Below are 26158 nucleotides of genomic sequence, written 5' to 3'. Positions count from 1 at the left end.
CGACTCTTTTATAGAGAACCCTCTATTAGATCTGGCAAATCTCTGTATATCCTATACCATGTTTCACTGTCAAGTTTCGTTGTACAAAGTACCCTCCGTAACATATCTATACGGATTTCTCTGGTAAACATCTTTTTCTTCGCCTCATTGAGAAAGTCAGGTTCCAGGTTTATAGCCTGTTCAAATTCATGAAACAATTCAATAACCTCTTCTCTCTTATAGGTATGATCTGCTAAAATAGATGCAAGTGTATTTGTACATATTGTAATAATTCCATTGTGTGTAGCAATAACAGCATTCAAATCCTTATATACTGTCCATTCCAGCATAGTCAGGGGTAATAATGAATCTGTTGGAGAATCCGATGCATTCTCTTCAGATTGAAGATATGGATGCTCATGCAATCGGTTGGCTTCTGCCTCCATACGGGCAATAATCCCTGTCAGTAATCTGATAACTGAAACTGGAGGGTTTGCTAAATGCTTCTTTGTTTGTTTAACTTCTGAACGAAATTCTTCTTCCGATTCAGCATTGGATTGTGCTGCCATAGTTTTCAGGTTATTAGTATATAGCCTTATTATTTCAACTATCCAAATAGTTGTGATTGTATTGGCGGCTCTCCTTTTACATATGAGCAATACAGTATACAACTATCACACCTTCAAAATGTTTATACCTATCTAAGGCGGATTGAGGATATATTTCAGCATACCAATATACTTACAGTCTCAAAAAGATTACAAGCAACACATTATTCTGGAATAGGCAGCTTTTTACTATCTTTTAGTACAGACAACACCAACATTGATTTCATCTTACCTATTTCACCTTGCCCATCCATTTGATCCATCATCAGATTCTGAAAGGATTGGAGATCACGAGTTACTATCTTTAACAATAATCACAGGAATTGGCACTATTGTGACACTCAATTACTTCATCCAACTGCCGCATCTTTATAATTAAACCCTGACGAGCAACTATATTACTATTTGATAAAGAAAAGAAGAAGACCTATTGAAGTATATCTGGAGGTAAGCTTTGAGGATTTATCCTATTTTTTGTTTGCATCCAATAAACATTTTGGGTATTCCCCAACTGAGTTGTTATCATACGTATTGATTTGGCATTTCAGAAGATATTTCCTAAACTTTGCCAGATCAAACAGTACTAACGACTATACATGAATGTGCTGGATTTTATAACTGAAGATATTGAGATCTACTTAGATAAGGCATTGAACGGTTTTACAAAACCAGTTCAGGTTTCTATTCTTGATTTGAACAAAAGCGAAACCGAAATTGCTACCATTCTGTCAATAGATAAAAATCTGGTTAAGGATCAGAAGGAAGCCTTAATTATACTCATAAACAGATTTCTTTATCTGAGATAAGAGTGGCTTGATTTCTCAATTTATACCAAAGAAGATATTTTAAGAAGCACCGATTGGTGGTTAAGACCCAGATATAGTGACTCTACTTTTCACCCTGATAAACCCATCGCAGAACAACCCGATTTACTAAGCTTCTATCTTCACCGTAGTCAGTCCGTTGTCATTACACATGAAAATAAAGTTGTAACCAGAGAAGAATTTCTTGCTTTATCACCTCTCAATAAGGAGAATATTCTACAAACGTCCGTTTCGCAATTTGACTGGAGCCAATTTGAAATATACATTGAGACAGATACCCAATTTATGTTTTTTCACTGGTATACGACCGCTTAATAGGTATACTTTTAACACCTGTTTATCTACTATTAAGAAACCTTACCTATATTTTTTCTCTCTTAAATTCCTCTAATGATAGATTTTAACTTATCTTTTTTTAGTTCAACATATACATACAAAATAATAATGATCCGAATCGAATTAATACCACTTGAAGGAATATACATAGAATCTATTGGAAGAGTGGAACTAGGTAGGTCAAAAGATGAAGTGGAAAGGATAATAGGTAAAGCTGATAGAGAGGATGGGCAACGATGGGTATATGACCACTACGAATTTCGATTAGATTTTGATAAGAATAATCAGCTTGAATTTATTGAATTCATATACGGACCTTTTCTGGAAAGAACGCAGCCTGAAATATTTGGAATTAAACCATTTGAAACAGAAGCAATAAAACTTGTAAACCTTCTAACGGAAAGAAATAATGGGTATGTAGACCTATCAGAGGCAAACCATGCATTTGCTTTTCATGAAATTTCAGTTGGGATTTGGAGAGATGCCACAGAAGCAGATATAGAACAAATGATATCAGAAATGAAGGAGCATGGAGAATTTGATGTAGCACAGAAAAAAATAAAAAATGAATTAGAAATGGCGAAATACTTTTGGACAATCGGTCTAGGAGTTAAAAATTATTATAAATAACTGCAATTTACATTTGTCAAATCCCTACTTACTAAGACAAGCTCTTACAACAGAATATGAATAACAAAGAAAATATAGGTACATTAACTTTAAAAAGATTTAATGGAGATGAGATTTGGAATATTACAGAAGGCGAATTTTCAATTTCTCCCCGAGATAATTACTATTTATTAAACATCTGGGTAACTTCATCAGGTGATTTAATTATGAAGCCAACTAATGATAATATAAGAGAAGAAGAGGAAGATAGCGATGAAAGAATACATCCAAGAATTGAACTACAGACAAAACTAAGCCAAGAACAATATCAAAATTTTATTGGGAAAAGTTTTAGCTTTCTCATTGAAGAAGTTCCAGAAGAAACAGATGATAACTTCTCTAATTTTTATTATCATGGGCATGAAGAAACTTACTCGAATCAAATTACAATCCTGAAAAAAGAAGCTGATAGATACCACATTCATAGTATCTCTTCTGCTACAGATTTTAACTTCTATGACGAGAGTAAGCCGGATAATGAAATAATCATCGACTGTTGGCTAGAGATGCAAACCCATAAAACAGGTTATTGGACAGTCTAAAAATTATATCCAGAACCTACTATAAGAATATACATATTCTATCTCTAGTGAAGGTTTGTCAGTTTGTGATTTTCAAGTAAGTTGAAGAAACGTAAATGTTCACCCAATTCTTTGGTAAACCAAACTACTAGTACACTTCCAATAACCCTCTATAAGGTTACTTTTTGGCAAAGATCACATTATAGGTATAGATTTGCTTTTTTTAATCAAATCAGCAGATCATAATAGTTAAATCTAACCCTCAAAATACCGCCTAATCTATTATTAATACATGAAATACTATTTGAGCCAAAGTAGCAGATTTTTCACAAAAACCATACAGATTACTCTTTCTATCTTATTTATTACAGTCCCAGCTTTTGCCAAAACAAAATCTATTCATCAGGAAAAGTTTGTTCGTATTGGCGGAATTGAACAGTGGATTACCATTCATGGAGCGGATAGTACCAAACCTGTCATATTGTTTTTACATGGCGGTCCGGGAAGTGTTATGAGTGCTTATGATAATACGATATATGGAGCATGGGAGAAAGACTTTGTTCTGGTTAGTTGGGATCAGAGAGGAGCAGGAAGGACATTTGGTAAAAATGCTCCCAAACAACACGATGAAGAATATTGGATCAACAATCCATTGACCGTTGACCAGATGGCAGCAGATGGTATTGAGCTTTCAGAATATCTGATTAAACATCTTCAACAACCCAAAATCATATTGATAGGTACCTCCTGGGGATCTGTGTTGGGAGCTACGATGGCTCTGAAAAAACCAGAGCTTTACTACGCCTATATTGGACATTCGCAAGTAGTAAATGGTACTGAGACATTAGTCCATGCCTACCATACGGTATACAAACTTGCTCAGAAAGCAAACGATAATGAATCTATCAATAAGCTCACAATACTAGGTGTTCCTCCTTATGATGATGCAAAAAATACAGGACAGTTATTTCGTATCATCAAAAAATACGAACGAGAGAATTCTGTACCTGCCCCCAATACATGGTGGAGGCTAGCCCCTGCATACGATAATGAAACAGACGCCAGAAACCGGGAAGATGGAGATGATTATTCTTTTATTAATTATGTAGGACACAAAAAACTTGGCATCAAAGCGATGAGTGCTACAGTTGACTTTATGAAGAATGGACTTACCTTTCAGTTGCCTGTATATATTATTCAAGGAGAAGCAGACATCTTAACACCACAAGAACTCACAAAACCATATTTTGATAAGCTAAAAGCTCCTCACAAAGAATACTTTTTAGTGCCGGGAGCGGCTCATGGGCATAATCAATCTGTCATTGATACCCAATACAAAGTTGCAAAAGCATGTATTGCCTCTCTTCAGAAAAAGAAGTAAAGACAAAATCACTCATTGGATATTCAGGCATCCCTGCAAGTTGATACTTATGAGTCATCCCAAATGTAGTTTTTTTATGCCGGACTACATTCAAGATGACTCATATCTTTTGTGAAGTGCAGTTCATATACCTTAGATCATACTTAGCCTGTGCGAAATGGGCGTTCTGCTAAAAATGGATTTAGGTGTAACTTATTCTGTTGCTATATATATTATCGACAATGGTCCTTTTTTCGTGATACCATCTATCCCTAACTCTAATCTGGTATTGGAAATAGATAGTATCTTTACTCTCTCCTCGCGTTTTTTAGTACTATTCTCAATTAGAACAAGTTCATTTGTATTCTTATCTATTCTCCAGGATCCTTTTATTGTTTTAGTAGCCTGATCATCCACTAATGTTGTGAGTAAAATCCCTCCTTGCTGGTATTCGGTTGTACTACCAGTCAATCGGTTTAAAAAATAATCTATCATTCCTTTAACAAACTTGTCAGCTTCGGGATCTGAACCTGCTTCAAAGCTTTTTTCTATTGTTTTTTTAGTAGCCTCTGCGTCAAATTTCCATTTTCGAATCAGATATTGTTCTGTAGTATCACTTTTAAAGGAACTGAATGTAACATACACGAACAGAGTAAATAGGTAAAAATTCTTTTTCATTAGTGGGTAAATGATAGTTAAAATTTATAGGCAAAGATAGACAAGTATTTTTCCTCATCTGAATTTTTTAGTTCAACTTTGCCTCAGCAGACCTTTCATTTTTAAGAGCGTTGTCCGCTTTAATTCTAGTCCACATGGACATTGTAATCCTAACTAATTATCGCCCCATTACTTATGAGTATGAATTTGCAACTTAAAGCAATCACAGCCAATCATCGTATTGTTACCAAGATGGGTTGGGGACCAGTGAATGTTTATCATTCAGAAGAAGTGAAGGAAATTGCCAACACACTAGAGTCACTGGAGGAAAGTATACTGATAGAAGAGTTTGATCCACAACATTATATTGAACAGCAAATTTACCCACGTCATTATAAATGGAAGAACGATGATATTTATAATATGCTGAATCAGTTCAAAAACCTCACCTCTTTTCTGAAAAAAGCCTCAGATAATGGAAAAGGAATGTATAGACTAGTTGTCTAGAGGTAGATAAGACAGGCCAAGATTCCTTTTAATGACTATAATAAGAAGGGAAGGCAATGAATGCATCGTTTTATTCCTTAACCAAAATAAGTGTCGTAGGGAAAATCTGAGAGATTTTCTGCAATCTCTCAGATGAATAATGTGTGCGGCTTATTCGGTAAACCAACTTAGCTACCTTTTTTCTTTTTGAGAAATTCCTTTTCCAACTCGTTAAGCTGGGCATTATATCCCTTTTTATCGATAAAAGCAGAGGGATTATAACTCTGTCCAGGTTTGTGTTTGCGATGAAGGTCACATTGACTTGCATGAGCAGTCAACCAGATATCAAAGGACAACTTTTTCATAGACTGCAAGGTATAGGCATAGTCTTGGGTAATTTCAGGATATTCAGGTATTGCAGCAAAGTCTTTATCTGTAACAATGGTAGGCATATTGACAAGCAGTACCCGATAAGAACGATTTGTATCTTTTACGTCAAACAAAAAACTACTTGACCCTTTGGTATGACCCGGATGATGGAGCATCACCAGTCGCATTTCACCTAGTTGAATGGTGTCTCCATCCTTCAGTAGACGATCTACCTGTACAGGTGCGAATGTACTTACCGAACCACCCAATGCATAATCTGACTTTCCTCCATCTTCTGTTGCTGGGGCATCTTTCTGATTAATCATTAGTTTCGCTCCGGTTACTTTTTTTATAGATGCCATAGCTCCCATATGATCATAGTGAGCTTGCATGTTTAATAAGATCTTGGTATCGGAAAATCGAAATCCTAATGTTTCGATATTCCCCTTGATGATTGGCTCTGAATCAGCAAGTCCGGTATTAATAAGAATATTTCCCTGCGAAGTAGTGATAAGGTAACAAGCCAAGTCGTATGTACCGACATAATATAAGTTACCTGCAATTTGAAAGGGAGCAAAAGGCTTACTCCATTCAGCAGGAACACTTTTAGGTTCCTCTACTTGTTGAGCCAATGAATTTGTAAAGGCCAAAGAAAGACCAAATAACAAAAAGATCACTTTTAGATTCATATTATGTAGGTTGAGATGGTAATTGAGGTCGTATGGATTCAGTTGTTTTTAGAATTGGTTGAAAAGAAGGAAGCAAATTAAAAAATAGGCAGGATAAAGCCACCGTTACGAATTTTCAATCCAGAGTAACGCCACATCTCTGAATTCCTCATTAGAGTCCTTAAACAAAATAACCTACTGTTTTTCAGTAGGTTATTTCTAGTAGTGACCACGACTGGACTCGAACCAGCACACCCGAACGGGCACTACCCCCTCAAAGTAGCGTGTCTACCAATTCCACCACGTGGCCAGATAGCAAGGGATTTTGTGGTACAAATATAGAGCATTTTCCTAAATCCAATACCTGCTAATCATTTTTTTCATAAAATTTACTGAGGTCAAAAAAAATGGTATGGTTTTTATGAATATACTATTCAACAGTCAGTAACAATAGCTGACATCACACTCAATACACTTATTTTTAAAGTTATGAAAGTTAACTATTTAGCAATCAGCTTGCTTTTTCTAATTGGATTAACCAGGCTTCAGGCTCAAACCACACCCAATCAACCCTGTGTCAAAAAAATTGAAGTTACAGGCAGTGCAGAAATGGAGGTAATTCCGGATGAAATTTATTTCAACATTTCACTAAAAGAATATTTTACAGACAAATCCAATAAAACAAAAGTTGCTATCGAAACGCTGGAAAAACAACTTCAGCAAGCAGTAAAAGATGCAGGAATTGCGAAAGAAAATCTTCAAATTGAAAACATATATGGTGGCACTCCAAACTGGTGGTTGTATACTAATAAGAAGGAAAAGCCAACGGATATTCTGGAAAAGAAACGATATGTATTAAAGGTAAGTGACCTGTCAAAGATTGACAACATCCTCTCCAAAGTAGATGGCAAAGGCATTGAGAATGTCAATATTGGTCGGTATAATCACTCCAAAATGGCTGAATACCGTAAAGAGCTAAAGATAAAAGCTCTTCAGGCTGCTAAAGAAAAAGCGGGTTATCTGCTACAAAGTATTGGCGAACAAGTAGGTGGAGTATTGGAAGTACATGAATCCGGAGATACAGAAGGTATGCCAATGCCTTACAATCAAGCATACTTGTCGAACAGGATATCACAGGTAGCAATGGAAGGTGGAGATGCTACAGGTTCTGAAATTGATTTTAAGAAAATTAAGATCCGCTACGAAATCCAGGCCTTTTTTTCCATTAAATAAGAAACTAATTCTGTAACTTGACGCTGACCGGACGAAACTCCGGTCAGTTTTTTTATTTTCAGGCAATTGAGAGATAGTCTAAAGGTGAAATTGAAAAAGATACGCTTTGAAAATTCAACACAAAAGCGAAAATTTCGTTCTTTATAAAAAACTGTCAGATTTGTTCATTCGTTACGCTCGTCGCTTATATTTGCCAAATGAGTTTTCTGTATCCTTCATTTTTGTTCGGTCTGTTTGCGGTAGCCATCCCGATAGCCATTCACCTGTTTAATTTTCGCCGTACCCGTAAGGTATATTTTACCAATGTCGCCTTTCTGAAGGAGGTAAAAACAAGTACCAATTCGTTTCGGAGACTAAAGCAGTGGCTTATTCTGGCAACCCGTATCCTCTTTATTACATTTCTGGTATTGGCATTTGCCCAACCCTTTATCCAAAGTCCCAAACAACAAAGTTTGTCTAGTCAGGGAAATACAGGTATCTATCTGGATAATTCGCTGAGTATGCAGAACGAAACAGGCAAACGTCAGTATCTGCAGTTGGCTACAGATGAAGCGGATGAATTGCTGGGTGCACTACCCAAGACACCCTCTATACAACTGCTTACTAATGACTTTGAGAGCCGGGATCAATACCTGGCTACTCCTGATAAACTAAAAGATCGTCTCACAGAGATCAACTTCTCTCCTACTTCCCGGACGCTGGAAAGTATCTACAAAAGGCAAAACAACCTGCTTTCACGAAATTCTCCCTCCACTCAAAACCAGTTTATATGGTTTTCTGACTTTCAGAAAAGCACGGTTGGTGATCTCAATAAGTTAAAAATTGATACCAATAGCCGTATTTTTCTTGTACCTGTACAAACCGAAGAAACAGCCAATTTGTATGTAGATTCTGTGTGGTTAGCTACTCCATTTGTGAAAGAAATGGAAACAAATACGTTGAATGTACGGTTGGTCAATACGGGCAAGGATGCAGTAAAAAACCTTCCGGTTAAGCTTTTCTTGGATGAAAAACAGGTTTCTTCGTCTTCTGTAAACCTTGATGCCAACAATTCTGTGGTAGCCGCATTTGATTTTCTGGTAAAAGAAAGGGGTTTGAAGAAAGGTAGAATATCCTTTGAAGATTTTCCGGTTACATTTGATAACGACTTCTATTTTGTCTTGAATGCCTCGCCAACTATCAATATTGTACATATGTTTGGAGGTGCTACCGGTAATTATATCCAGAACCTTTTCAGCAACGAAACTATATTTCAGGCTCGTAGCCTCAATGCTCAGAATGTTGACCCTACATTGCTGAATACAGCAGATCTGGCTATTCTGGACGGTGTTACAGACCTCAGCGGCTCTCTTCCAACTTCACTGGAAGCCTTTGTGAAAAAAGGTGGCAGTTTGATTATTTTTCCAGGCCCTGCCAACAATAGTACCATCTATGGGTCATTACTAAGTCGATTAGGTGTACCATCACCTCAGAATACAACGTCGCCAGATAAAACATTTGAAGCGATTGATGCTCCGGATACACGTAATCCATTTTTTGAGTCAATCTTTGAAAATACAACACAAAAAGAACGTATGGCAATGCCAGCAGCCAATCCGGTCTGGCAATGGACAGGTCGTGGCAGTTCGTTGCTGCGTCTAAAAACAGGAACTCCCTTCTTAAGTCGTTTTGATGTGCAACGAGGCAAAGTATACCTGTGTGCATCTCCTCTCACAGACAATTTTAGCACATTCCAAAAGCATGCTCTTTTTGTACCTATATTATACAAAATTGCAGCACTAAGTAAATCACAGGAACGTCTTTCTTTCTCCTTTCAGGAACCAAGTATAGTAGTTGAAATCAATGAAGCAGGCAAAGAACCTGTTTTTCATCTGAAAAGAGATAATCTGGAATTGATCCCTTCTCAACGCATCAGTGGAAAACAGTTATTGTTCGACATTCCGGAAAATTCGCAAACAGGAAGCAAACAACTGGCAGAAGCAGGATATTATGAACTTACCCTGAATGGCAAAGTGCAAAAGATACTTGCCTTTAATTACGACAAGAAAGAATCTCAGCCTGATAGCTACTCTCCTACTGAGTTGAAACAAATCTTTGGCAGATATAAGAATGTACAAATCTTTAGTGCACTCAACGAAGGCGAATTTGTCAATGAGTTCAAGTCAGAAAGTCAGGGAAAGAATTTCTGGAAATATTGCCTGATTGCAGCTTTATTCTTTTTACTAGCTGAAATTCTGATTATCCGGTTTGTAAAAGGATAGGCTTTATTCATCTCCTGCATAAGAAGTTGTATAAAGAATAAACCAAATTGTACAATGTTTGTGATCTGGTTTATTCTTTATATCTTGTGAAGATACACCCATGATCCCAATATTGAGTTATTCCCAATCTATTACACCATAATTAGTTTCTATTCAATTACCTTATCACATGTTTTTTGCCAAAGCATCCTATTTTATAGTACAAAGTCTGTTTCTTTCCCTCGTTTTCAACAGTTCTGTTTCTTCCCAAAGTAAATCACCCAAAGCTACTCTTGTTAGCCAGGAATTTATACTAAACAACCCTCCTTTTGCTGCCTGCCATGCCTCTACAATAGTTAGTTTCCCAGATAAGAGTATTCTGGCATCCTGGTTTGCTGGAGCCTATGAGAGCAGTCCGGATGTATGTATCTGGATTGCCCGTAATGTCAACAATCAGTGGAGTAAACCTGAGAAAGTAGCCGATGGGATTATCAATGATACACTCCGTTATCCCTGCTGGAACCCTGTATTATTCTGTTCCAAAACAGGCAAGCTATTCCTGTTCTATAAAGTAGGTAAGTCCCCCCGTGACTGGTGGGGAATGGTAAAATATTCCAAAGACAATGGAAAAACCTGGTCTGCTGCCGAAAAATTACCCAATGAAATGCTGGGTCCTATTAAAAATAAACCCGAGCAGTTAAAGAATGGAGATATCCTTTACCCTTCGAGTACAGAAAGTGCAGATGAAAAAGTATGGAACATTCATTTGGAGAAGACGGATAGCGAAGGTAAAAACTGGAAGAAAATCACGATTGCCTGTGATACATTCGGGGTTATTCAACCGAGTATCCTGGTTCATTCGGATAAAACCTTGCAACTGCTTTGTCGTAGCCGTCAGAACAAAGTTGTGCAAACATGGTCACATGATAACGGTGCTACCTGGGAGCCATTATCCACTATAGATGTACCCAATCCCAACTCAGGTACAGATGCAGTGACTCTTCGTAACGGCTACCATATACTGATATATAACCCCTTACTAAAGGGACCAAACTGGTTCAATGGCCGTTATAAACTCAATGCAGCTATTTCCAAAGATGGTATTCACTGGACAGATGTGTATAAACTGGAAGATGAAACCAAAGGAGAGTTTAGCTATCCTGCTGTGATTCAGAGTGCAGATGGACTGGTTCATATCACTTACACCCATGACCGGAAGAATATCAAACATGTGGTATTGAAAGTAGATTAGTTAACATTTATTAAAAAGCTTTATCAACTGAAAAATATAAACCATGAGTCTATGCATTAAAAATAGTGTAGACTCTGGCTTACTTTTCACGAGTATAAAAAACAAGTATAACCGGTATAACAGGCCTCACTTACAGGTATTTATATTTGTAACCAATTGGATAACTGTATGTAACCAGCGTAACTCACCTAATTACCCAATAAGATCCTGTCCTGAGAGATCCTTATAGCGTGAATATTTCTATGCAAATCAAGGGTTTGAACTGAGTTATACCCATAAAACTTTTTGCGGTGAATTCAGGTCAAACATAAAACTTGCGGTTGATTCTATGCAAAAACTTTTTTGCGGTTAATTCAACGCATCAGCAATTTTTGGTAAACTCCAGGCAAAGATTATTTTCTTCCAGATAAATCAAACTGCTTCTTCCATTTGCTGTGTGCATAGAATTATACGCATGCTCCACCTACACGTTATAAAAGGCTCAAAAAGTTTTATAAGCTGATTTTAGATCGCTGAATTCTTCCTAATCCATCTATCCCAATCACCCCATCATGTGAACAGCCAGAAATTAGGATGGATGATCTTTGTTTTCATAAATTACCTTGCTGAAATTATTTATCTGGTAAAGATGGGTTACAAAGTAGCATCTCATTCATAAAGGAATATCTGCTCAGCTAAAACACAACGCTTGTCGACAATCAATAACCAAGTAACTTTATCCCAATGAAAACCATTTCAAAATCAGGATTACGCCTATGGGTCTTTTTTACAATTTTCACAAGTACACTACTGGTTACCTCTTGTAAATCGGAAGAAGAAGGAGATGCAGCGTCTCTAGATAAAAAGGCAAGTATTGAAATGCCTGTACAGGTTAATCACATTTCTGCAGACAAAGACGAACTGGTGATTACGTATACGATATGGAAAGACAATGTTGCCATCGGAACCAAGGTTGTTCGGGATACTATTCCAGCGTTAGGCCTACAATTACAGGAAGCAGAAAATGCAGACGGGGACGTTATTAATGTACAGGTCCCAACTGAATACAATATCTATGTTACATTAAAACCAGGAAATCCGCTTCCAGAAAACCAATAACAGCATTTTCTGCTAAAGAGTTATCTAAATGAAAAAGAGCCAATTCATCAATATAGCGTTAGTTGTGGCTGTACTCTCAGCTTCAGCCTGTTCGAGTAAAGAAGACAAATCAGCAAAAAACTCGCATTTGTATCTCCGTTCTGATACAAATGCGCACTATACGCACGTTTACCATCCTTATCGATACCATGGATTTTCTCCTGTAGGTTTGTATTTCCTTTCTACATTAGGTCGTCCTGTGTATCGTTCAACAGGGTACGAATCGTATTCAACACCTCACTCCAGCACAGCCAGAAGCCAGACTATTTCACGAGGTGGATTCGGAAGATCTGCTTTTAGTGTAGGCTCAGGACGAAGTTAAGGGAGTTATCATTTATTTGTATCACCACACATTACCTACATGAAACGCATTGCAATTACCCCACGAAACTTCTGGCAAAACAAAGTAGAAACATTGGGGTTTGGTTTTCATTCGCTGGAAGGTATAAAATATTGGGACGAATCGGCTTATTATCAATTCACCTATCTACAAATTGAACAGTTGGAGAAAGCTACCAATACTCTGCATGAGATGTGTCTGGAAGCTGTGCAATATGTAATGGATCATAACCTCTATCATCTGTTTCACATTCCGGCGTCTGTTATCCCATTAATAGAAAGAAGCTGGGAAAACGATGAACCCTCACTATACGGAAGATTTGATCTGGCTTATGATGGAATTCATCCTCCCAAAATGCTGGAATACAATGCAGATACCCCTACCTCTTTGTATGAGGCTGGTATTGTGCAATATTTCTGGTCAGAAGAAGTACGTCGTGGAGTAGATCAGTTTAATTCGATTCATGAAAAGCTGGTAGATTATTTTCGTTCAGTAAAATCCTATCTGAAGCCTGGAAAAATCTATTTTACCTGTATCAAAGACTCACTGGAAGACCTGACTACGGTAGAATATATCCGGGCCTGTGCACTCGAAGCAGAATTAGTGACTGAGTTTATCTATATAGACGAGATTGGGTGGGATTCAAAGACACAGACCTTTGTCGACAATCAGGAGGTGGACATGCAGAATATCTTTAAACTGTATCCATGGGAATGGATGGTACATGAAGAATTTGGTAAAAATCTGGTTACAGACAGAAACCATACACTCTGGATTGAACCTGCCTGGAAAATGATATTGTCCAATAAGGCGATTTTGCCTATTCTCTGGCAGCTATTTCCTAACCATCCCAACCTGCTTCCCTCTTATTTTGAGAAACCGGCCTCATGGGATACCTATGTAGCCAAGCCCTTACTAAGCCGTGAAGGTGCTAATGTGGAAATTGTAGAAAATGGCAACACCATTCTGGAAACAGAAGGAGAATATGGAGAAGAAGGCTTTATTTTTCAGGAGTTTTACCCACTGCCTGAATTTGAAGGCAACTATGCAGTAATTGGTTCGTGGGTCATCGGGCAGGAATCTGCCGGTATCGGTATTCGCGAAAATACAACACTGGTAACGAACAATACGAGCCGATTTATACCTCATGTAATTGTATAAATATAAACCCTCCCTTCCACTCAAACAACACACATCAACGTTGTTTGAGTGGAAAAGCTATTTTTCTTCGCATATTTTATCCATCCTGTTATTGGGATGAATTGAGTTTAACAGAAATATTTTGCATTTGCTGTTCAATATCAAGTGATTTATACTTAATGCAAAAATCAAAAACTAGTACATCCTTGTAAACTCCTTTTCCTTCATTACTTTTGCAGCGGAAAAAACGTTATCCCTCCCAATGACAAAAATTCTCATCCAATCAGCCCAAATTCTGGATTCAGCTTCGCCTTTTAACGGGCAGACCAAAAGCATTCTTATTGAAAATGGAATCATTACACAGATTGCGGATCAGATCAGTATACAAACAGACCTTACCATTGATCAGCCTAATTTGAAAGTTTCAACAGGCTGGGTAGATATGCGTGTCTCTGCACCAGATCCAGGCTATGAGTACAGAGAATCTTTGCGTTCGGTTCGGGAAGCTGCAGCAGTGGGAGGTTTTACGGAAATCGCATTGTTACCCAATACACAACCGATTATTCAGACCAAAGGATCTGTAAGTTATTTAACTCATACAGGCAGTAACCATGCAGTAAAAATTCATCCGATTGCAGCGGTAACCATCGATGCACACGGCAAAGATCTGACAGAGATGATGGATTTGCATCAGGCTGGAGTAATAGCTTTCTCAGATGGTCATGAACCTCTCCAGAATTCTGACATGGTATTGAAAGTACTACAATACATGCAGCCATTTGGGGGATTGTTTATCAACCGACCGGAAGATACCTTGCTCACCAAGTTTGGAACCATGAACGAAGGTCTGCCAGCCACAATGTTAGGCATGAAGGGAATGCCACGCATGGCTGAGAGTATGATGATTATGCGTGATCTGCGTATTCTGGAATATACAGGAGGCAAAATACATTTTACCTGTATCTCAACAGCAGAGTCAGTAGAATTAATCCGTCAAGCCAAGCAAAAAGGCTTACAGGTAACCTGCGATATTGCAGCACACCAGATTGCCTTTACTGATGGCGATTTAATGGAGTTTGATACCAACCTGAAGGTAAATCCTCCTTTCCGTGGACAAAGTGATATAGATGCGTTGTGGATAGGTCTGGCAGATGGAACCATTGATGCCATCGTATCGGATCACCATCCATTGGATGTGGAAGTAAAAAATCTTGAGTTTGATCTGGCATCTTTTGGAATTATCGGACTGGAAACGGCCTTTGCTGTTCTGAATACACACAATACCAAACTTTCTTCCGAACAACTTATAGCACTTCTAAGCAAACAACCACGTCATATTTTAGGCTTACCAACCATCTCAATTTCTGAAAATCAACCTGCCAATCTGACTCTTTTTGATACAGATACAGAATGGACATTTACAGATAAAGACATTCGTTCCTTATCTAAAAATACTCCATTTATTGGCAAGAATTTTAAAGGGAAAGTGTGGGGAGTGATTAATCAGGGACAGGCAAAACTTGTCAGACAGAATTCTGAAATTCGTAATTCAAAATAAATGAATCCGTATTTACGTATTGCGTTAATATTTGGTACAGTAGCCGGACTTTCTGGAATAGCCTATTTTTTAGTGCTCCAATATGAAGTTGGAGAACCTGCTTTAACGCGTTTAAGTACATTGGATATTATAATAACCCTCCTTTGTATCATTTATGCAATGGGCTATTTCAGAGACCGAAAACAAAATGGAGTATTGCATTTCTGGGAAGGAGCTGTAATCGGAATGGGAACTGCTATCATTGGTACGTTATTAATGTGTCTGGTGATTTATGGTATTGTTGTATTTCTGGATCCGGATGTATTCAAAAACTTTATTCTGTATCTACAAAAAGATATGTCTCAACGGCTCACTAGCGATGTGATTACTAAAAGTCCTCAACTTCAGCAAATGATCCGAACACAACTGGCAGCTCTCCCTCAGATTACACCATTTGATACCATTTTCTTTCCAGGAGGAGCATTTGTCAAAAATATAGGGATTGAAATTCTGGTAATAGGGATGATTGCAGCAATCATGCGCAAAAATGTAAACCACTTATCACAAAAGCAGGAAACAGAAGTAAAAAAGAAGAAATAAGTTTGTAGAATAGCGTACCCTTACAGCGTTCACTTCTTTGTAAGTACATATATTTTCTAAACAAACCACTTACCCTGATTTTATGGAAACAACACAACAACCATCTCCGGTACCTTATGCACTTCGTTATGGTTTATACGCAGGCCTGGTACTTACAATAATTGGTGCGATTTTAAATATTACGGAACTATCTTTTAATCAAGCAATAGGTTATCTCTCCACTCTACTTTTTTGGGGAGCCCCAATTGTAGCGATTATTTTAGCTTTAAAAGATTTCAGACAAAACAATGGTGGATATTTAAGTTTAGGACAGTCAATTGGGCTTGGGACATTGCTTTGTGTAGTTATGGGGCTTGTTTCTGGAATCTTTACTACTCTGTATGTTAAGGTAATCGACTCTTCATTTGCAGAAAAAGTAATTGATAATGCCAGACGACAAATGGAAGAAAAAGGAACTATGAGTGATGAACAAGTGGATCAGGCTATTGAAATATCTCGTCCGTTTACAGAGGCTATGTTTACCTATAGCTTTATAATAAGTCCAATACTATATGCTATTATTGGTGTAATTTTCTCCCTTATTATTGGAGCTATCATGAAAAAAGATCGTGATGTATTTTTACAATAATTCTTTCTATAATGAGAGAGCTTATACGTTAACTATGTATATACTCTCTTATTATTCATTTATTTACAGCATTAATGTCTGAAAAACCTCAAATTTCGGTAGTAATACCCGCCAAGGACGAATCTGAATCTTTACCCGAGCTTTGCGAATGGATAGCGAGGGTAATGAAAGCGAATGCGTTTACCTATGAAGTCATTGTTATTGATGATGGTAGTACAGATGATTCCTGGGATGTGATACAACAAATTTCACAAAAGAATCCAGCAGTTAAAGGCATACAGTTTAACAGAAACTATGGCAAATCTGCCGCATTGCATGTAGGCTTCCGGAGTGCAGTGGGTCATGTAGTAATTACCATGGACGCCGACTTACAGGATAGTCCGGACGAAATACCTGAACTCTATACCATGATCACTCAACAAAAGTATGATCTGGTATCGGGCTGGAAAAAGAAACGGTATGATCCTATCAGTAAAACTATACCGACCAAATTATTTAATGGTGTAACCCGCTGGATCTCCGGCATTCAGTTGCATGACTTCAACTGTGGCCTGAAAGCCTACAATAGCCGTGTAACCAAAAACATAGAAGTATACGGAGAGATGCATCGCTATATTCCCTTAATAGCCAAATGGAGTGGATTCTCAAAGATTGGCGAAAAAGTGGTAGAGCATCGTCCCCGCAAATATGGTCATACTAAATTCGGACTCGAACGGTTTGTCTTTGGCTTTCTGGATCTGCTTTCAATTTCGTTTGTGACCCGCTACCGGAAACGTCCTATGCACTTCTTTGGGACTCTGGGTTCACTTTCTTTTCTCTTTGGAGCCATTGTAGCCATCTGGCTTATTATCGACAAAGCCTATAACAACCTGTATCTGCACAAAACAGTACGTAGCGTTACGGATCAACCTTTGTTTTTTGTAGGTCTGGTAGCCATTATTCTAGGTGCACAAACCTTTCTGGCAGGCTTTCTGGGCGAAATGCTCACCACATCCAACCCACAGAAGGCAAATGATTATCTGGTTGCAGATAAAGTAGGATTTTGAGTGGAATAGCTGTTTGACAGCTATTCCTTTTATTCTTCATTCTCACAGCAAAATATCTATCTTCAGTATCAGGCCATCTTACTGAATTCCCGGATGGAGCACCGGATACCCCTCATTTATCTGTACGTGATACTTTTTATGGCTCTATGTGTATCCTGTATTAGCATTGACTGCTGTTCACATGGGAAATACAAACAACAATCCACCAGTTACTACGTCATAGCAGTGAAAGCTTCAATTAGATATTTTCTGGCAGACTAATGGAAATTATGGGAAGATAGACCAACTCATCTCCAGTAAGGAAGTCATACTGAAAAGTTTGGATGCAGTATTTAAACAACAAAAGAACATTCTCCAATATTCTTCCATACTATTGCCTATACTCAGAAGCGCTGAACCTTCAAAGTATCAGCAAGAATGTATTATTACCTCAGTGACTTTTTGTACATCTGGAAAAACAAAAATGGTAAAAAGTCAAACGCAAACAATAATGTGCCTGCAATTAATAGTAAGTCTGCTCCTCGTAAGTTAAGCAGTTTACATACAATAGCAATACCCGTTAAGAAAGCACTAACCAATCCCAATCCTACCTTTATCTGATTTGTTGTATTTGTAACCAGCATTGTACTAAACTGATCAATAGCCAGTAATGGAAGAAACAACAATACTAACCCCAGAAATCCATAGGTAAACAATTGATCTGCGCCAAGCCAGTTCAGAAGTTTAAAAAGCCAGCCCAAACTAATACTAACCGAGGCCAGCAAGCCAATTGAATACAATAGCTCTTTCATTGTTACAATTTGTTTAGCATGTAACAAGAATTTACAAAAAATATCTCAACAGCCTAGCCCATAGACGGTTTTCTGAAAGTTTCACAAAAATATTTTTCAACTACGTATACATGTACGTAGGAAACTACATATATTTATACAAAAACAAACGTCTATGAACAAGTTCATCATCAAACCGTTACAAAACGAACATTGCAGGCAGATTCAGGAACTGATTCTGCCAATACAGCAACTGGAGTTTAATATCCCTGTCACCTTGGAAGCTCAATCTGACCTGTTTGATATTGAAACCTATTATCACAATACAGGCGGTGGATTCTGGGGTGCATTTGATGAGAATAAATTAGTAGGAACAATTGCACTTATTGCCACAAGCCATCAGGCTGGAGCTATTCGAAAAATGTTTGTCAAAAAGGAATACAGAGGCAGAGACTATGGTATAGCCCAAAGCTTACTGGAAATTCTGTTTGTATACAGCAAAGAACACCAGATTAAGGATCTTTATCTTGGAACAGTAGAAGTACTACGGGCAGCCCAGCGTTTTTATGAACGAAATGGATTTCAGCCATTACTTAAATCAGCGCTTCCCTCCTATTTCCCGATTATGCCTGTTGATACACTATTCTATCACCTGCATTTAAATCAAGCTTGATTATGAGCACTATAGATGAAGCAGGCTTATTAGCCATTGCAAGCAGACTACAACGACTCAGCGAACTCATTCGTAAAGATGGACAGCAGATATACAAAGCCCATCAGATCGACTTTGAACCTAAGTGGTTTCCTGTCATGTATGCCTTACATAGCCGAACAGTCCTAAGTGTAGTTGAGATTGCGGCAGAAATCGGATATACACATCCCTCCACAATCAGTTTGTTAAAAGAACTGGAAAAGCAGAAACTCATCCAATCCAAACGAGACAAAACCGATGAGCGAAAACGACTGATACAATTGAGCAATAAGGGCAAACAACTGGTGGAACAAATGAAACCTGTCTGGTCAATAATGACGGCAGCCATTGCAGATCTTACTGACACTCAGCACAATCTAATGCAGGCAATTATCGAAGTTGAAGAACAATTAAAGAAGAAAAGCTTTTCTCAGAGAGCTCAGGAGATAACTGAAAAAAGAAAAACAACTACCTAAACAGATAAAGATGAATCAGACTATCTATATCATTGGCGCAGGGGCAATAGGAAAAGCCCTGGCTGTATTTCTGAAAAAACAGGGAAAGACAGTCATTCTGCTACGGGGCAGTGTGGATACAGGCTCTAGTTCAACAGAAACTATTCAGGTAACTTTGAGTGATCAAACAATTGTAGAAGCTTCCGTTGAGGTGGAAACTTTATCCAATCTATCTGAACTGAAAGGTATTATTGTTCTGACAAACAAATCATACGGAAATACGCAACTGGCACAAAAACTCAAAGGAAAAACAGGTAACTCACCCATTGTCATTCTCCAGAATGGATTAGGTATAGAAAATCCCTTTGAGGCCAATGGCTTTCCGGACATCTACCGTTGTGTGCTTTTTGCAACAAGTCAGGTAATTTCCGAATGGCAAGTCCGCTTCAAGCCAGTTACTGTCTCTCCTATTGGTATCATACAGCATAAAGACAGTGCTTTATCATCCATTGTAGATCAACTTACCAGTAGTTATTTTCCTTTCAGAGTCGAAGCCAATATTCAGCCTGTCATCTGGAAAAAAGCAATTATTAACAGTGTGTTCAACTCTGTTTGTCCTCTGCTGGATAGCGATAATGGTATTTTTCACCGCAATGAAAAGGCTCTGGCAATAGCCCAGCGCGTCATCAGGGAATGTCTGGCTATTGCCAACACAAAAGGAATAGACCTTCCATACAATGAGGTTACAGAGGGTCTTCTACAGATCAGTCGGTTTTCAGATGGGCAACTTATTTCTACTCTTCAGGATATCAAAAATAACCGCCCAACGGAGATAGATACCCTGAATTTTGAGATTGTTCGTATTGCCCAAACATTGAATAAAGAATCATTTGTAAGAGAGACCCAACTTCTGGGAGAACTCACTTTACTAAAGTCAGAAATAGGCTTGCAAGCCCTTCCTCAAAAAAAGTAAAAAAAGACTTGACTCTTACCTTACGTCATACTGTATGTTTGTATCTGTCAATAAATCAGGTGGCATATGAGTCGATATTCGGTTACTAAACTGGCAAAGCTGGCAGGTGTAAGTGTGCGCACACTACACCTGTACGATGAAATAGGATTACTCAAACCGTCAATCCGTACTGAGGCCAGGTACAGATTGTATGGGGAAAAGGAATTACTACGATTACAGCAGATACTCTTTTACAAAGAACTGGATTTCTCTTTGCAGGAAATCTGCACTATCCTGGATAATCCTGATTTTGACCTTGTACAAGCACTTGAAGGTCATAAATCATCTTTAAAGTCCAGACGTGCTCGTCTTACTCAGTTACTCCTGACGATTGATAAAACAATTGTAAAACTAAAAGATAAACAACAGATGATAACAGACGATGAGTTATATGCAGGCTTCGCCAAAGGGCAGGCAGACGCCTACAGAAATGAAGCGATAAGAAAATGGGGCGCACAAGCAGTGGAACAATCTGAAAAAACATTGCGTCAGATGAGTAAAGCAGATTTTACGCAATTAAAGGCAGAGAGCGAAGAAATTACTCAAATATTGGTGAGCATGCTCCATCTGGACCCTGAAAGTGAATCGGTACAAAAACAGATTATCAGACACTATACTATTATCCGTAAATTTTGGGGAACTGTAAATGACCCCAATAAACAAGCAGAAGCCTATAGTGGGTTAGGAAAGTTGTATGTAACCGATGAACGCTATACGGTCATCAATGGGAAACCTAACCCCGAGTTTGCATTATTTATGAGCAAAGCTATGAGCTACTTTGCTAAAACTCAGTTAAAAGAGTAGTATGGTACCAATTATAGGGTAAATCACTAAAAACAATTGCCAGATTGAGTATCACTTATGAGATACTCAATCTGGCAATATGTAAAATATCCTAGGATGTTTGGTTACTCAATAATTCCCAACTCTGTAATTCCTACCGCTTCTTTTTGATTAAAAGACCTAATCACATGCAATGGCTCAAACCGGAAATAACGGGCGCTAACTGGTTTCTCTAAATCAACACGCTGTGAAATAGGATTGGCCTTAATGTTTGAAAACTCTCCTGCTTTTTGTAAATCCCAGCGTTTTCCATCCTGACTGGTATAGAAGTTAAATTTATCTACATATCCATTGTCTCTCACTGGCAGATAAGTAAATGCTTTGATCTTCACTGCCTTCTTCATATCAACAGTTAGTCCCTGTGAAGATATTTTTTTCCACTCATCCATGCTCAGGTTTACATTTGTCTGGTCATTGTTATCAATAGCAGCAGATAGTTTTGCATCTGTAGTCCATCCCTTTTTATCAACTATTCCTTTTTGTGATTTCCCGACTGCCTCTGCAAGAGGTACAGGTTCTTTAAATAAAGCTACATCACTCAAACAAATACTTGCTGCTGACTTTGTGATTCGGACACGTACCTTTTGTGTAGTCACAGGCTGAGTCAAACGAACCAGACGGCAATAGCCAATAGCAGATCCTTTACCAACCTCTTTCCAATGATTGTTTTCCCATATATCCACTGCCCAGTCATCAATGCGTTGTCCCAGTTTGATATTTTCCCGTAACCGGAAAACACTAAAGGTAGAAAGAGCTTTCAGGGTAAGTGTTAATTCTCCAGTTGTTACCGTATCTTCTGTACCCCAGTATGTAAAAGGGTTATTATCCAATACATTCTCCGGAGCATAGTCTTTAGTAGCACCTCTGACACTACTGGTGGTTATGGTTGCTCCCTCTGCGTAGTTAACAGCATACATCTCTTTGATAAGCTTCCCAAAACCTGCCAGCGAAGCCTGATCTGTAGGATGCACCAATCCTTTAGGTGTTGGAGGTATGTTTAACAACATAGTAGTTCCATGGCCAATAGACGCAAAATAATGGTTCATTAGCTCATTGGAACTTTTAACCTTATCATCTTCACTGGTATGATAAAACCAACCCGGACGAATAGAGAAGTTTGTTTCAGCAGGTAGCCAATAGCGACCATTGCGGGTACCATTCAGCGATTTCCAATATTGCACCTGTCCGGGAGCTGGTTCGGAGGAATCTTTATCACTTTCAGGAGTAAAAGTTTCCCAGCAAGGATCTCCGGAGAATCCTGTTTCTGTACCTACCCAACGAACATCCGGACCAATGTCACTCATGATAACAGCTTGTGGTTGCAGTTTTTTCTCTAAACCCCAAGTTTCTGTCCACTTATAATAGGTTGAACGATCAATTTTAATTGTTTTTCGAGACCCTCCATAATACCCGTCACCACCATTCGCACCATCATGCCAGATTTCGAAAACAGGGCCGTACTGAGTCAACAATTCATTCATTTGAGCACGATAAATCTCCAGATATTCAGGTTCGCCATACTTGGCATTGTTTCTATCCCAAGGAGAAAGATATACCCCAAATCGGATTCCGCCTCTTTTACAAGCTTCCGAAAACTCTTTCACCAGATCCCCCTTCCCATCCTTCCATTTGCTTTTACTAATATTATGTGTGGTAGTTTTGGTAGGCCATAAACAAAAGCCATCGTGGTGCTTACATGTTAGAATCAAACCTGTCAGTCCTGCAGATTTTGCAGCAGCTACAATACTATCGGCATTGAATTCAGTTGGATTAAATAACGCAGGATCTTCATCACCATATCCCCATTCTTTATTAGTAAATGTATTGATTGTGAAATGGACAAATGCATACATATCCATTTGCTGCCATTCAATCTGTTGTGGAGAAGGTAATGCTCCATACCCGGAAGGCGGGCTCTGTGGCTCTTTTGGAGTACAAGCACAACAAATAAAGATAAAAGCAGCAATGGCCGAAAAAAAGAGTATTCTCATAGTTAGAAGAAATTTTACAGGTAATAGCTATCACCGGCAACTGTATTTTTAGTAGCTATGCCTGCAGTACTTAAATAGTAATCTGATAATCCGGTATGGCAGCAAAAATACACTTGATTTGAACAAAATAGTATATGCTTCTCAGTAAATAACAATCACCAGTTTATTTGCAAGTTCTGACCTGGCTTAAGAGTAATTTTTCTGGTTTGTTGTTTAAAGACTACCGTTGTAGAACCACCCCGCTTGGAGAAAATTGTTACAGTTAGAGGTTGTTTGTCTTTCCAGCTAATAGAAACTTCAAAACCTCCTCTGGCACAGATACCTTTGACAGAGCCTGTACTCCATACATCTGGCAGAGCAGGTAAAAGATGAATTTTATCTTCGGAGGACTGGACCAACATTTCTGCAAAGGCAGCAGAACCTCCAAAATTCCCATCAATCTGAAATGGAGGATGCGCATCAAATAAATTAGGATAGGTACCACCTTTATTAGAACTACGACTCCGTATAGCATCTGGCTCTACATAGTGCAGCAATTCCCGAATCATCCGATAGGCATGGTTTCCATCACCCAAACGAGCCCAAAGATTGATACGCCACCCTTTCGACCATCCGGTTGTTTCATCTCCTTTAATTTCCAGACTTCGCTCACAGGCTTTGGCCAGATCAGGTGTAAGAGAAGGACTAATATGATGACCAGGAAATAATCCAAACAGATGGGATTGATGTCGGTGTTTGGGGTCTTGATCTTCCCAGTCATAATACCACTCCTGCAGATTACCTTTTTTACCAATCTGATAGGGATATAATTGAGCCAATGCTTTGGACAAACTATTTCTAAACTCCTCATCCGAATGTAATGCTTCAGATGCCGAAATCGTTTGCTGAAATAATTCACGAATCATGGCCAGATCAGCAGTACCCCCATAAAGAGTAGCCCCTGCATAGCCATCCGGGGTAAGGTAAAGATTTTCCGGAGAGGTAGAAGGAGAAGTAATCAGCTTACCATTTTTATCTGAAACCAGCCAGTCCAGACAAAACTGAGACGCTCCCTTCATCAAAGGATATGCTTCGTTCTTAAGAAAATCTATGTCTTTGCTAAATTGGTAATGTTCCCAGAGATGAGTAGCAATCCAAGTACCTCCCATGTTCCAGTTAGCCCAGCCCGGATCACCCTGCCCGTAATCACCTACTGGATTAGTCATTGCCCATATATCTGAATTATGCGCCAGACACCAGCCCTTTACTCCATAGAACTGTTGAGCAGTAATTTTGCCTGTAGCAGCTATGTTTTTAATATAGCCCATTAAAGGCAGATGCATTTCGGAGAGATTGGTATTCTCTGCCAGCCAGTAGTTTTCCTGTACATTGATATTTGTGGTATAGTTGCTGCTCCAAGGTGGTTGCATATAGGGATTCCATATACCCTGTAGGTTGGCTGGAACACCCGGGGTACGAGAACTGCTGATAAGCAGATACCGTCCGTACTGAAAGTATAAAACCTCCAGCTTTTTATCTTCTTCACCCGTATCATAGCGTTTCAAGCGTTCATCAGTAGGTAGCTCAGAAACATTTGAGCCTCCCAGATCCAGCGAAACGCGGTTAAAAAACTGTTGATAATCGGCAGTATGGTCTTTTTGGATCTGGGAAAAGGGCTTTTTCATTGCATGATTGAGCTGCTGTAAAGCAATCTCATGATTGTTGAGACCTTCTGTGGCAGGATTCTTATCAAATCCGTTGAAGCTTGTTGCTACTGAAACATAGATCACAACTTCTGTTGCATTTCGGACACCTAGTGTACTATCTGTAGTGATAACTTTACCTGAAGCAGTTTTCAAGCCTGCAAGTACGGAAAAACGGGTACCTCGCCCTTCTATAAATTGAATCGGGTCTTTTAAGTTCCGATAACCGGGCTCAGCCTTGATAGGAGCATATCCTTCGACCTGTAAGATCTGGTTTTTACTTGTTGGCTTGTATTTAAGCAAACTGTTAAACTGAATGTCAAAATTTATTCTTCCGGGCTGGCTGCTTTTTAGCTTTATAGCAAAGATTTTATCCGGATAAGAAACCAGATATTCACGGGTAAACTTTGTCTGACCTATATCATAGACAGTTTTGGCAACAGCAGTTTGTATGTCCAGTTGACGGGAATAGTTCTGAAACTGGTTTTCATGTTTCCAGTTTATAGTTAATGTACCTAGCGGAGAAAAAGATTCGGAAAACTTACCCTGAACTTTCCGTTGCAGTTGATCTGCAAGCCGATAATCTTCATTTTGAAGCGCTTGCCGAATCTCTGCAATGTGTTTGTAAGCATCCGGTGTTTTATTCGGTGGAATGGGTTCCCCCGACCATAATGTAGCATCATTCAGGTAAATCTTATCAGTTGCTACACCACCAAAAACAGTAGCTCCTACTCTGCCATTGCCCAAAACCAGACTTTCTTCAAAATGCTCTGCAGGTTGTTTATACCAAAGCAAATGATCAGACTGTCCAAAGACATGAATTGTAAATAATCCATAAAGTAAGCAAAGGATGAACTTTCTACCTATTTGTAAGAACATTGTATAAGGAATTTGTTTGAAAATGTCTATCATTGAATGAATTGTGAAACAAAAATGACAAAGCCGAAGAAATAGTAATGTATTAACTATAGGGTTTAGAAGAGACAGATAACTATATTTTCATACGCCATACATAGAAGTAAAAGATATGTCAATATGGTATGGAGTATTCAAAATAGTAAAAATATCATCAGCCCTAAAATTT

25 protein-coding genes and 1 tRNA gene are annotated in these 26158 nt (G+C 38.5%); 18 read left to right on the top strand and 8 right to left on the bottom strand.

The window, feature by feature from the left end; all coding sequences use genetic code 11:
* Positions 1 to 8 precede the first annotated feature (8 nt).
* Both QNI22_RS03070 and QNI22_RS03065 read right to left on the bottom strand, forming a co-directional pair.
* Entirely contained in the window at positions 9 to 548 is a 540-nt protein-coding gene (locus QNI22_RS03070) for a hypothetical protein (protein WP_314509134.1), read from the bottom strand.
* 203 nt (positions 549 to 751) lie between these two features.
* Positions 752 to 898, bottom strand: a complete 147-nt coding sequence (locus QNI22_RS03065; protein WP_314509133.1) for a hypothetical protein — start codon at positions 896 to 898, stop codon at positions 752 to 754.
* A 957-nt stretch (positions 899 to 1855) separates the two neighbouring features.
* Here QNI22_RS03065 and QNI22_RS03060 point away from each other — a divergent pair.
* From QNI22_RS03060 to QNI22_RS03050, 3 genes are all read left to right on the top strand, one after another.
* Positions 1856 to 2377, top strand: coding sequence for a hypothetical protein (locus QNI22_RS03060; RefSeq protein WP_314509132.1), 522 nt, complete (start codon positions 1856 to 1858; stop codon positions 2375 to 2377).
* Between the two features lie 56 nt (positions 2378 to 2433).
* Positions 2434 to 2958, top strand: a complete 525-nt coding sequence (locus tag QNI22_RS03055; protein ID WP_314509131.1) for a hypothetical protein — start codon at positions 2434 to 2436, stop codon at positions 2956 to 2958.
* A gap of 271 nt (positions 2959 to 3229) precedes the next feature.
* Positions 3230 to 4318 carry an alpha/beta hydrolase gene (locus tag QNI22_RS03050; RefSeq protein ID WP_314509129.1) on the top strand — a complete coding sequence of 363 codons (1089 nt, stop codon included), beginning with the start codon at positions 3230 to 3232 and terminating at the stop codon, positions 4316 to 4318.
* Positions 4319 to 4510: 192 nt separating this feature from the next.
* On the opposite strand, the gene QNI22_RS03045 is transcribed toward QNI22_RS03050, so the two are convergent.
* On the bottom strand, positions 4511 to 4975 hold the full coding sequence (locus QNI22_RS03045) for a hypothetical protein (protein ID WP_314509128.1): 465 nt from the start codon (positions 4973 to 4975) through the stop codon (positions 4511 to 4513).
* A gap of 180 nt (positions 4976 to 5155) precedes the next feature.
* Here QNI22_RS03045 and QNI22_RS03040 point away from each other — a divergent pair, with 180 nt between their 5' ends.
* The gene (locus QNI22_RS03040) at positions 5156 to 5461 is read left to right on the top strand and encodes a DUF1877 family protein (protein ID WP_314509127.1); all 306 of its coding nucleotides are present in this window, start codon (positions 5156 to 5158) and stop codon (positions 5459 to 5461) included.
* A 167-nt stretch (positions 5462 to 5628) separates the two neighbouring features.
* Here QNI22_RS03040 and bla read toward each other — a convergent pair whose 3' ends face one another.
* Complete coding sequence (gene bla / locus QNI22_RS03035) at positions 5629 to 6498, bottom strand: subclass B3 metallo-beta-lactamase (protein WP_314509126.1); 870 nt, start codon at positions 6496 to 6498, stop codon at positions 5629 to 5631.
* A 205-nt stretch (positions 6499 to 6703) separates the two neighbouring features.
* A tRNA-Leu gene (locus QNI22_RS03030) sits at positions 6704 to 6787 on the bottom strand.
* 179 nt (positions 6788 to 6966) lie between these two features.
* Here QNI22_RS03030 and QNI22_RS03025 point away from each other — a divergent pair.
* The 10 genes from QNI22_RS03025 to QNI22_RS02980 all read left to right on the top strand — a co-directional run bounded on the left by QNI22_RS03025 (position 6967) and on the right by QNI22_RS02980 (position 17630).
* The gene (locus QNI22_RS03025) at positions 6967 to 7710 is read left to right on the top strand and encodes an SIMPL domain-containing protein (RefSeq protein ID WP_314509125.1); all 744 of its coding nucleotides are present in this window, start codon (positions 6967 to 6969) and stop codon (positions 7708 to 7710) included.
* A gap of 197 nt (positions 7711 to 7907) precedes the next feature.
* Positions 7908 to 9971, top strand: a complete 2064-nt coding sequence (locus tag QNI22_RS03020) for a BatA domain-containing protein (protein ID WP_314509124.1) — start codon at positions 7908 to 7910, stop codon at positions 9969 to 9971.
* Between the two features lie 169 nt (positions 9972 to 10140).
* Positions 10141 to 11202 carry a sialidase family protein gene (locus QNI22_RS03015; RefSeq protein WP_314509123.1) on the top strand — a complete coding sequence of 354 codons (1062 nt, stop codon included), beginning with the start codon at positions 10141 to 10143 and terminating at the stop codon, positions 11200 to 11202.
* 723 nt (positions 11203 to 11925) lie between these two features.
* On the top strand, positions 11926 to 12300 hold the full coding sequence (locus QNI22_RS03010; protein WP_313992716.1) for a hypothetical protein: 375 nt from the start codon (positions 11926 to 11928) through the stop codon (positions 12298 to 12300).
* Between the two features lie 28 nt (positions 12301 to 12328).
* Positions 12329 to 12661: a hypothetical protein gene (locus QNI22_RS03005; RefSeq protein WP_314509122.1), complete on the top strand. Its 333-nt coding sequence runs from the start codon at positions 12329 to 12331 to the stop codon at positions 12659 to 12661.
* A 39-nt stretch (positions 12662 to 12700) separates the two neighbouring features.
* Complete coding sequence (locus QNI22_RS03000; RefSeq protein WP_314509121.1) at positions 12701 to 13840, top strand: glutathionylspermidine synthase family protein; 1140 nt, start codon at positions 12701 to 12703, stop codon at positions 13838 to 13840.
* A gap of 241 nt (positions 13841 to 14081) precedes the next feature.
* The gene (locus tag QNI22_RS02995; RefSeq protein ID WP_314509120.1) at positions 14082 to 15377 is read left to right on the top strand and encodes a dihydroorotase; all 1296 of its coding nucleotides are present in this window, start codon (positions 14082 to 14084) and stop codon (positions 15375 to 15377) included.
* Positions 15378 to 15956 (top strand): DUF4199 domain-containing protein, encoded by a 579-nt coding sequence (locus QNI22_RS02990; protein WP_314509119.1) that lies wholly within the window; start codon positions 15378 to 15380, stop codon positions 15954 to 15956. It begins immediately after the preceding gene.
* Positions 15957 to 16038: 82 nt separating this feature from the next.
* Positions 16039 to 16584, top strand: a complete 546-nt coding sequence (locus tag QNI22_RS02985) for a DUF4199 domain-containing protein (protein WP_313980296.1) — start codon at positions 16039 to 16041, stop codon at positions 16582 to 16584.
* Between the two features lie 74 nt (positions 16585 to 16658).
* Positions 16659 to 17630, top strand: a complete 972-nt coding sequence (locus QNI22_RS02980; protein WP_313980293.1) for a glycosyltransferase family 2 protein — start codon at positions 16659 to 16661, stop codon at positions 17628 to 17630.
* A 425-nt stretch (positions 17631 to 18055) separates the two neighbouring features.
* On the opposite strand, the gene QNI22_RS02975 is transcribed toward QNI22_RS02980, so the two are convergent.
* A complete protein-coding gene (locus QNI22_RS02975; RefSeq protein WP_314509118.1) occupies positions 18056 to 18421 on the bottom strand; it encodes a hypothetical protein in 366 nt (121 codons plus the stop codon).
* 154 nt (positions 18422 to 18575) lie between these two features.
* Here QNI22_RS02975 and QNI22_RS02970 point away from each other — a divergent pair, with 154 nt between their 5' ends.
* The 4 genes from QNI22_RS02970 (at position 18576) to QNI22_RS02955 (ending at position 21362) form a co-directional block, all read left to right on the top strand.
* A complete protein-coding gene (locus QNI22_RS02970) occupies positions 18576 to 19073 on the top strand; it encodes a GNAT family N-acetyltransferase (protein WP_314509117.1) in 498 nt (165 codons plus the stop codon).
* Positions 19074 to 19075: 2 nt separating this feature from the next.
* The gene (locus QNI22_RS02965) at positions 19076 to 19567 is read left to right on the top strand and encodes a MarR family winged helix-turn-helix transcriptional regulator (RefSeq protein ID WP_314509116.1); all 492 of its coding nucleotides are present in this window, start codon (positions 19076 to 19078) and stop codon (positions 19565 to 19567) included.
* Between the two features lie 10 nt (positions 19568 to 19577).
* On the top strand, positions 19578 to 20519 hold the full coding sequence (locus tag QNI22_RS02960; RefSeq protein WP_314509115.1) for a ketopantoate reductase family protein: 942 nt from the start codon (positions 19578 to 19580) through the stop codon (positions 20517 to 20519).
* A gap of 66 nt (positions 20520 to 20585) precedes the next feature.
* Positions 20586 to 21362, top strand: a complete 777-nt coding sequence (locus QNI22_RS02955; RefSeq protein ID WP_314509113.1) for a MerR family transcriptional regulator — start codon at positions 20586 to 20588, stop codon at positions 21360 to 21362.
* Positions 21363 to 21466: 104 nt separating this feature from the next.
* Here QNI22_RS02955 and QNI22_RS02950 read toward each other — a convergent pair whose 3' ends face one another.
* Positions 21467 to 23392 (bottom strand): alpha-L-fucosidase, encoded by a 1926-nt coding sequence (locus tag QNI22_RS02950; protein ID WP_314509112.1) that lies wholly within the window; start codon positions 23390 to 23392, stop codon positions 21467 to 21469.
* Positions 23393 to 23547: 155 nt separating this feature from the next.
* Positions 23548 to 25953 carry a glycoside hydrolase family 95 protein gene (locus tag QNI22_RS02945; RefSeq protein ID WP_314509111.1) on the bottom strand — a complete coding sequence of 802 codons (2406 nt, stop codon included), beginning with the start codon at positions 25951 to 25953 and terminating at the stop codon, positions 23548 to 23550.
* Positions 25954 to 26158: the final 205 nt, after the last annotated feature.

This window comes from Xanthocytophaga agilis (genome assembly GCF_030068605.1).
Classification (GTDB): domain Bacteria; phylum Bacteroidota; class Bacteroidia; order Cytophagales; family 172606-1; genus Xanthocytophaga; species Xanthocytophaga agilis.
This window is presented reverse-complemented; position numbering and strand designations above follow the sequence as displayed.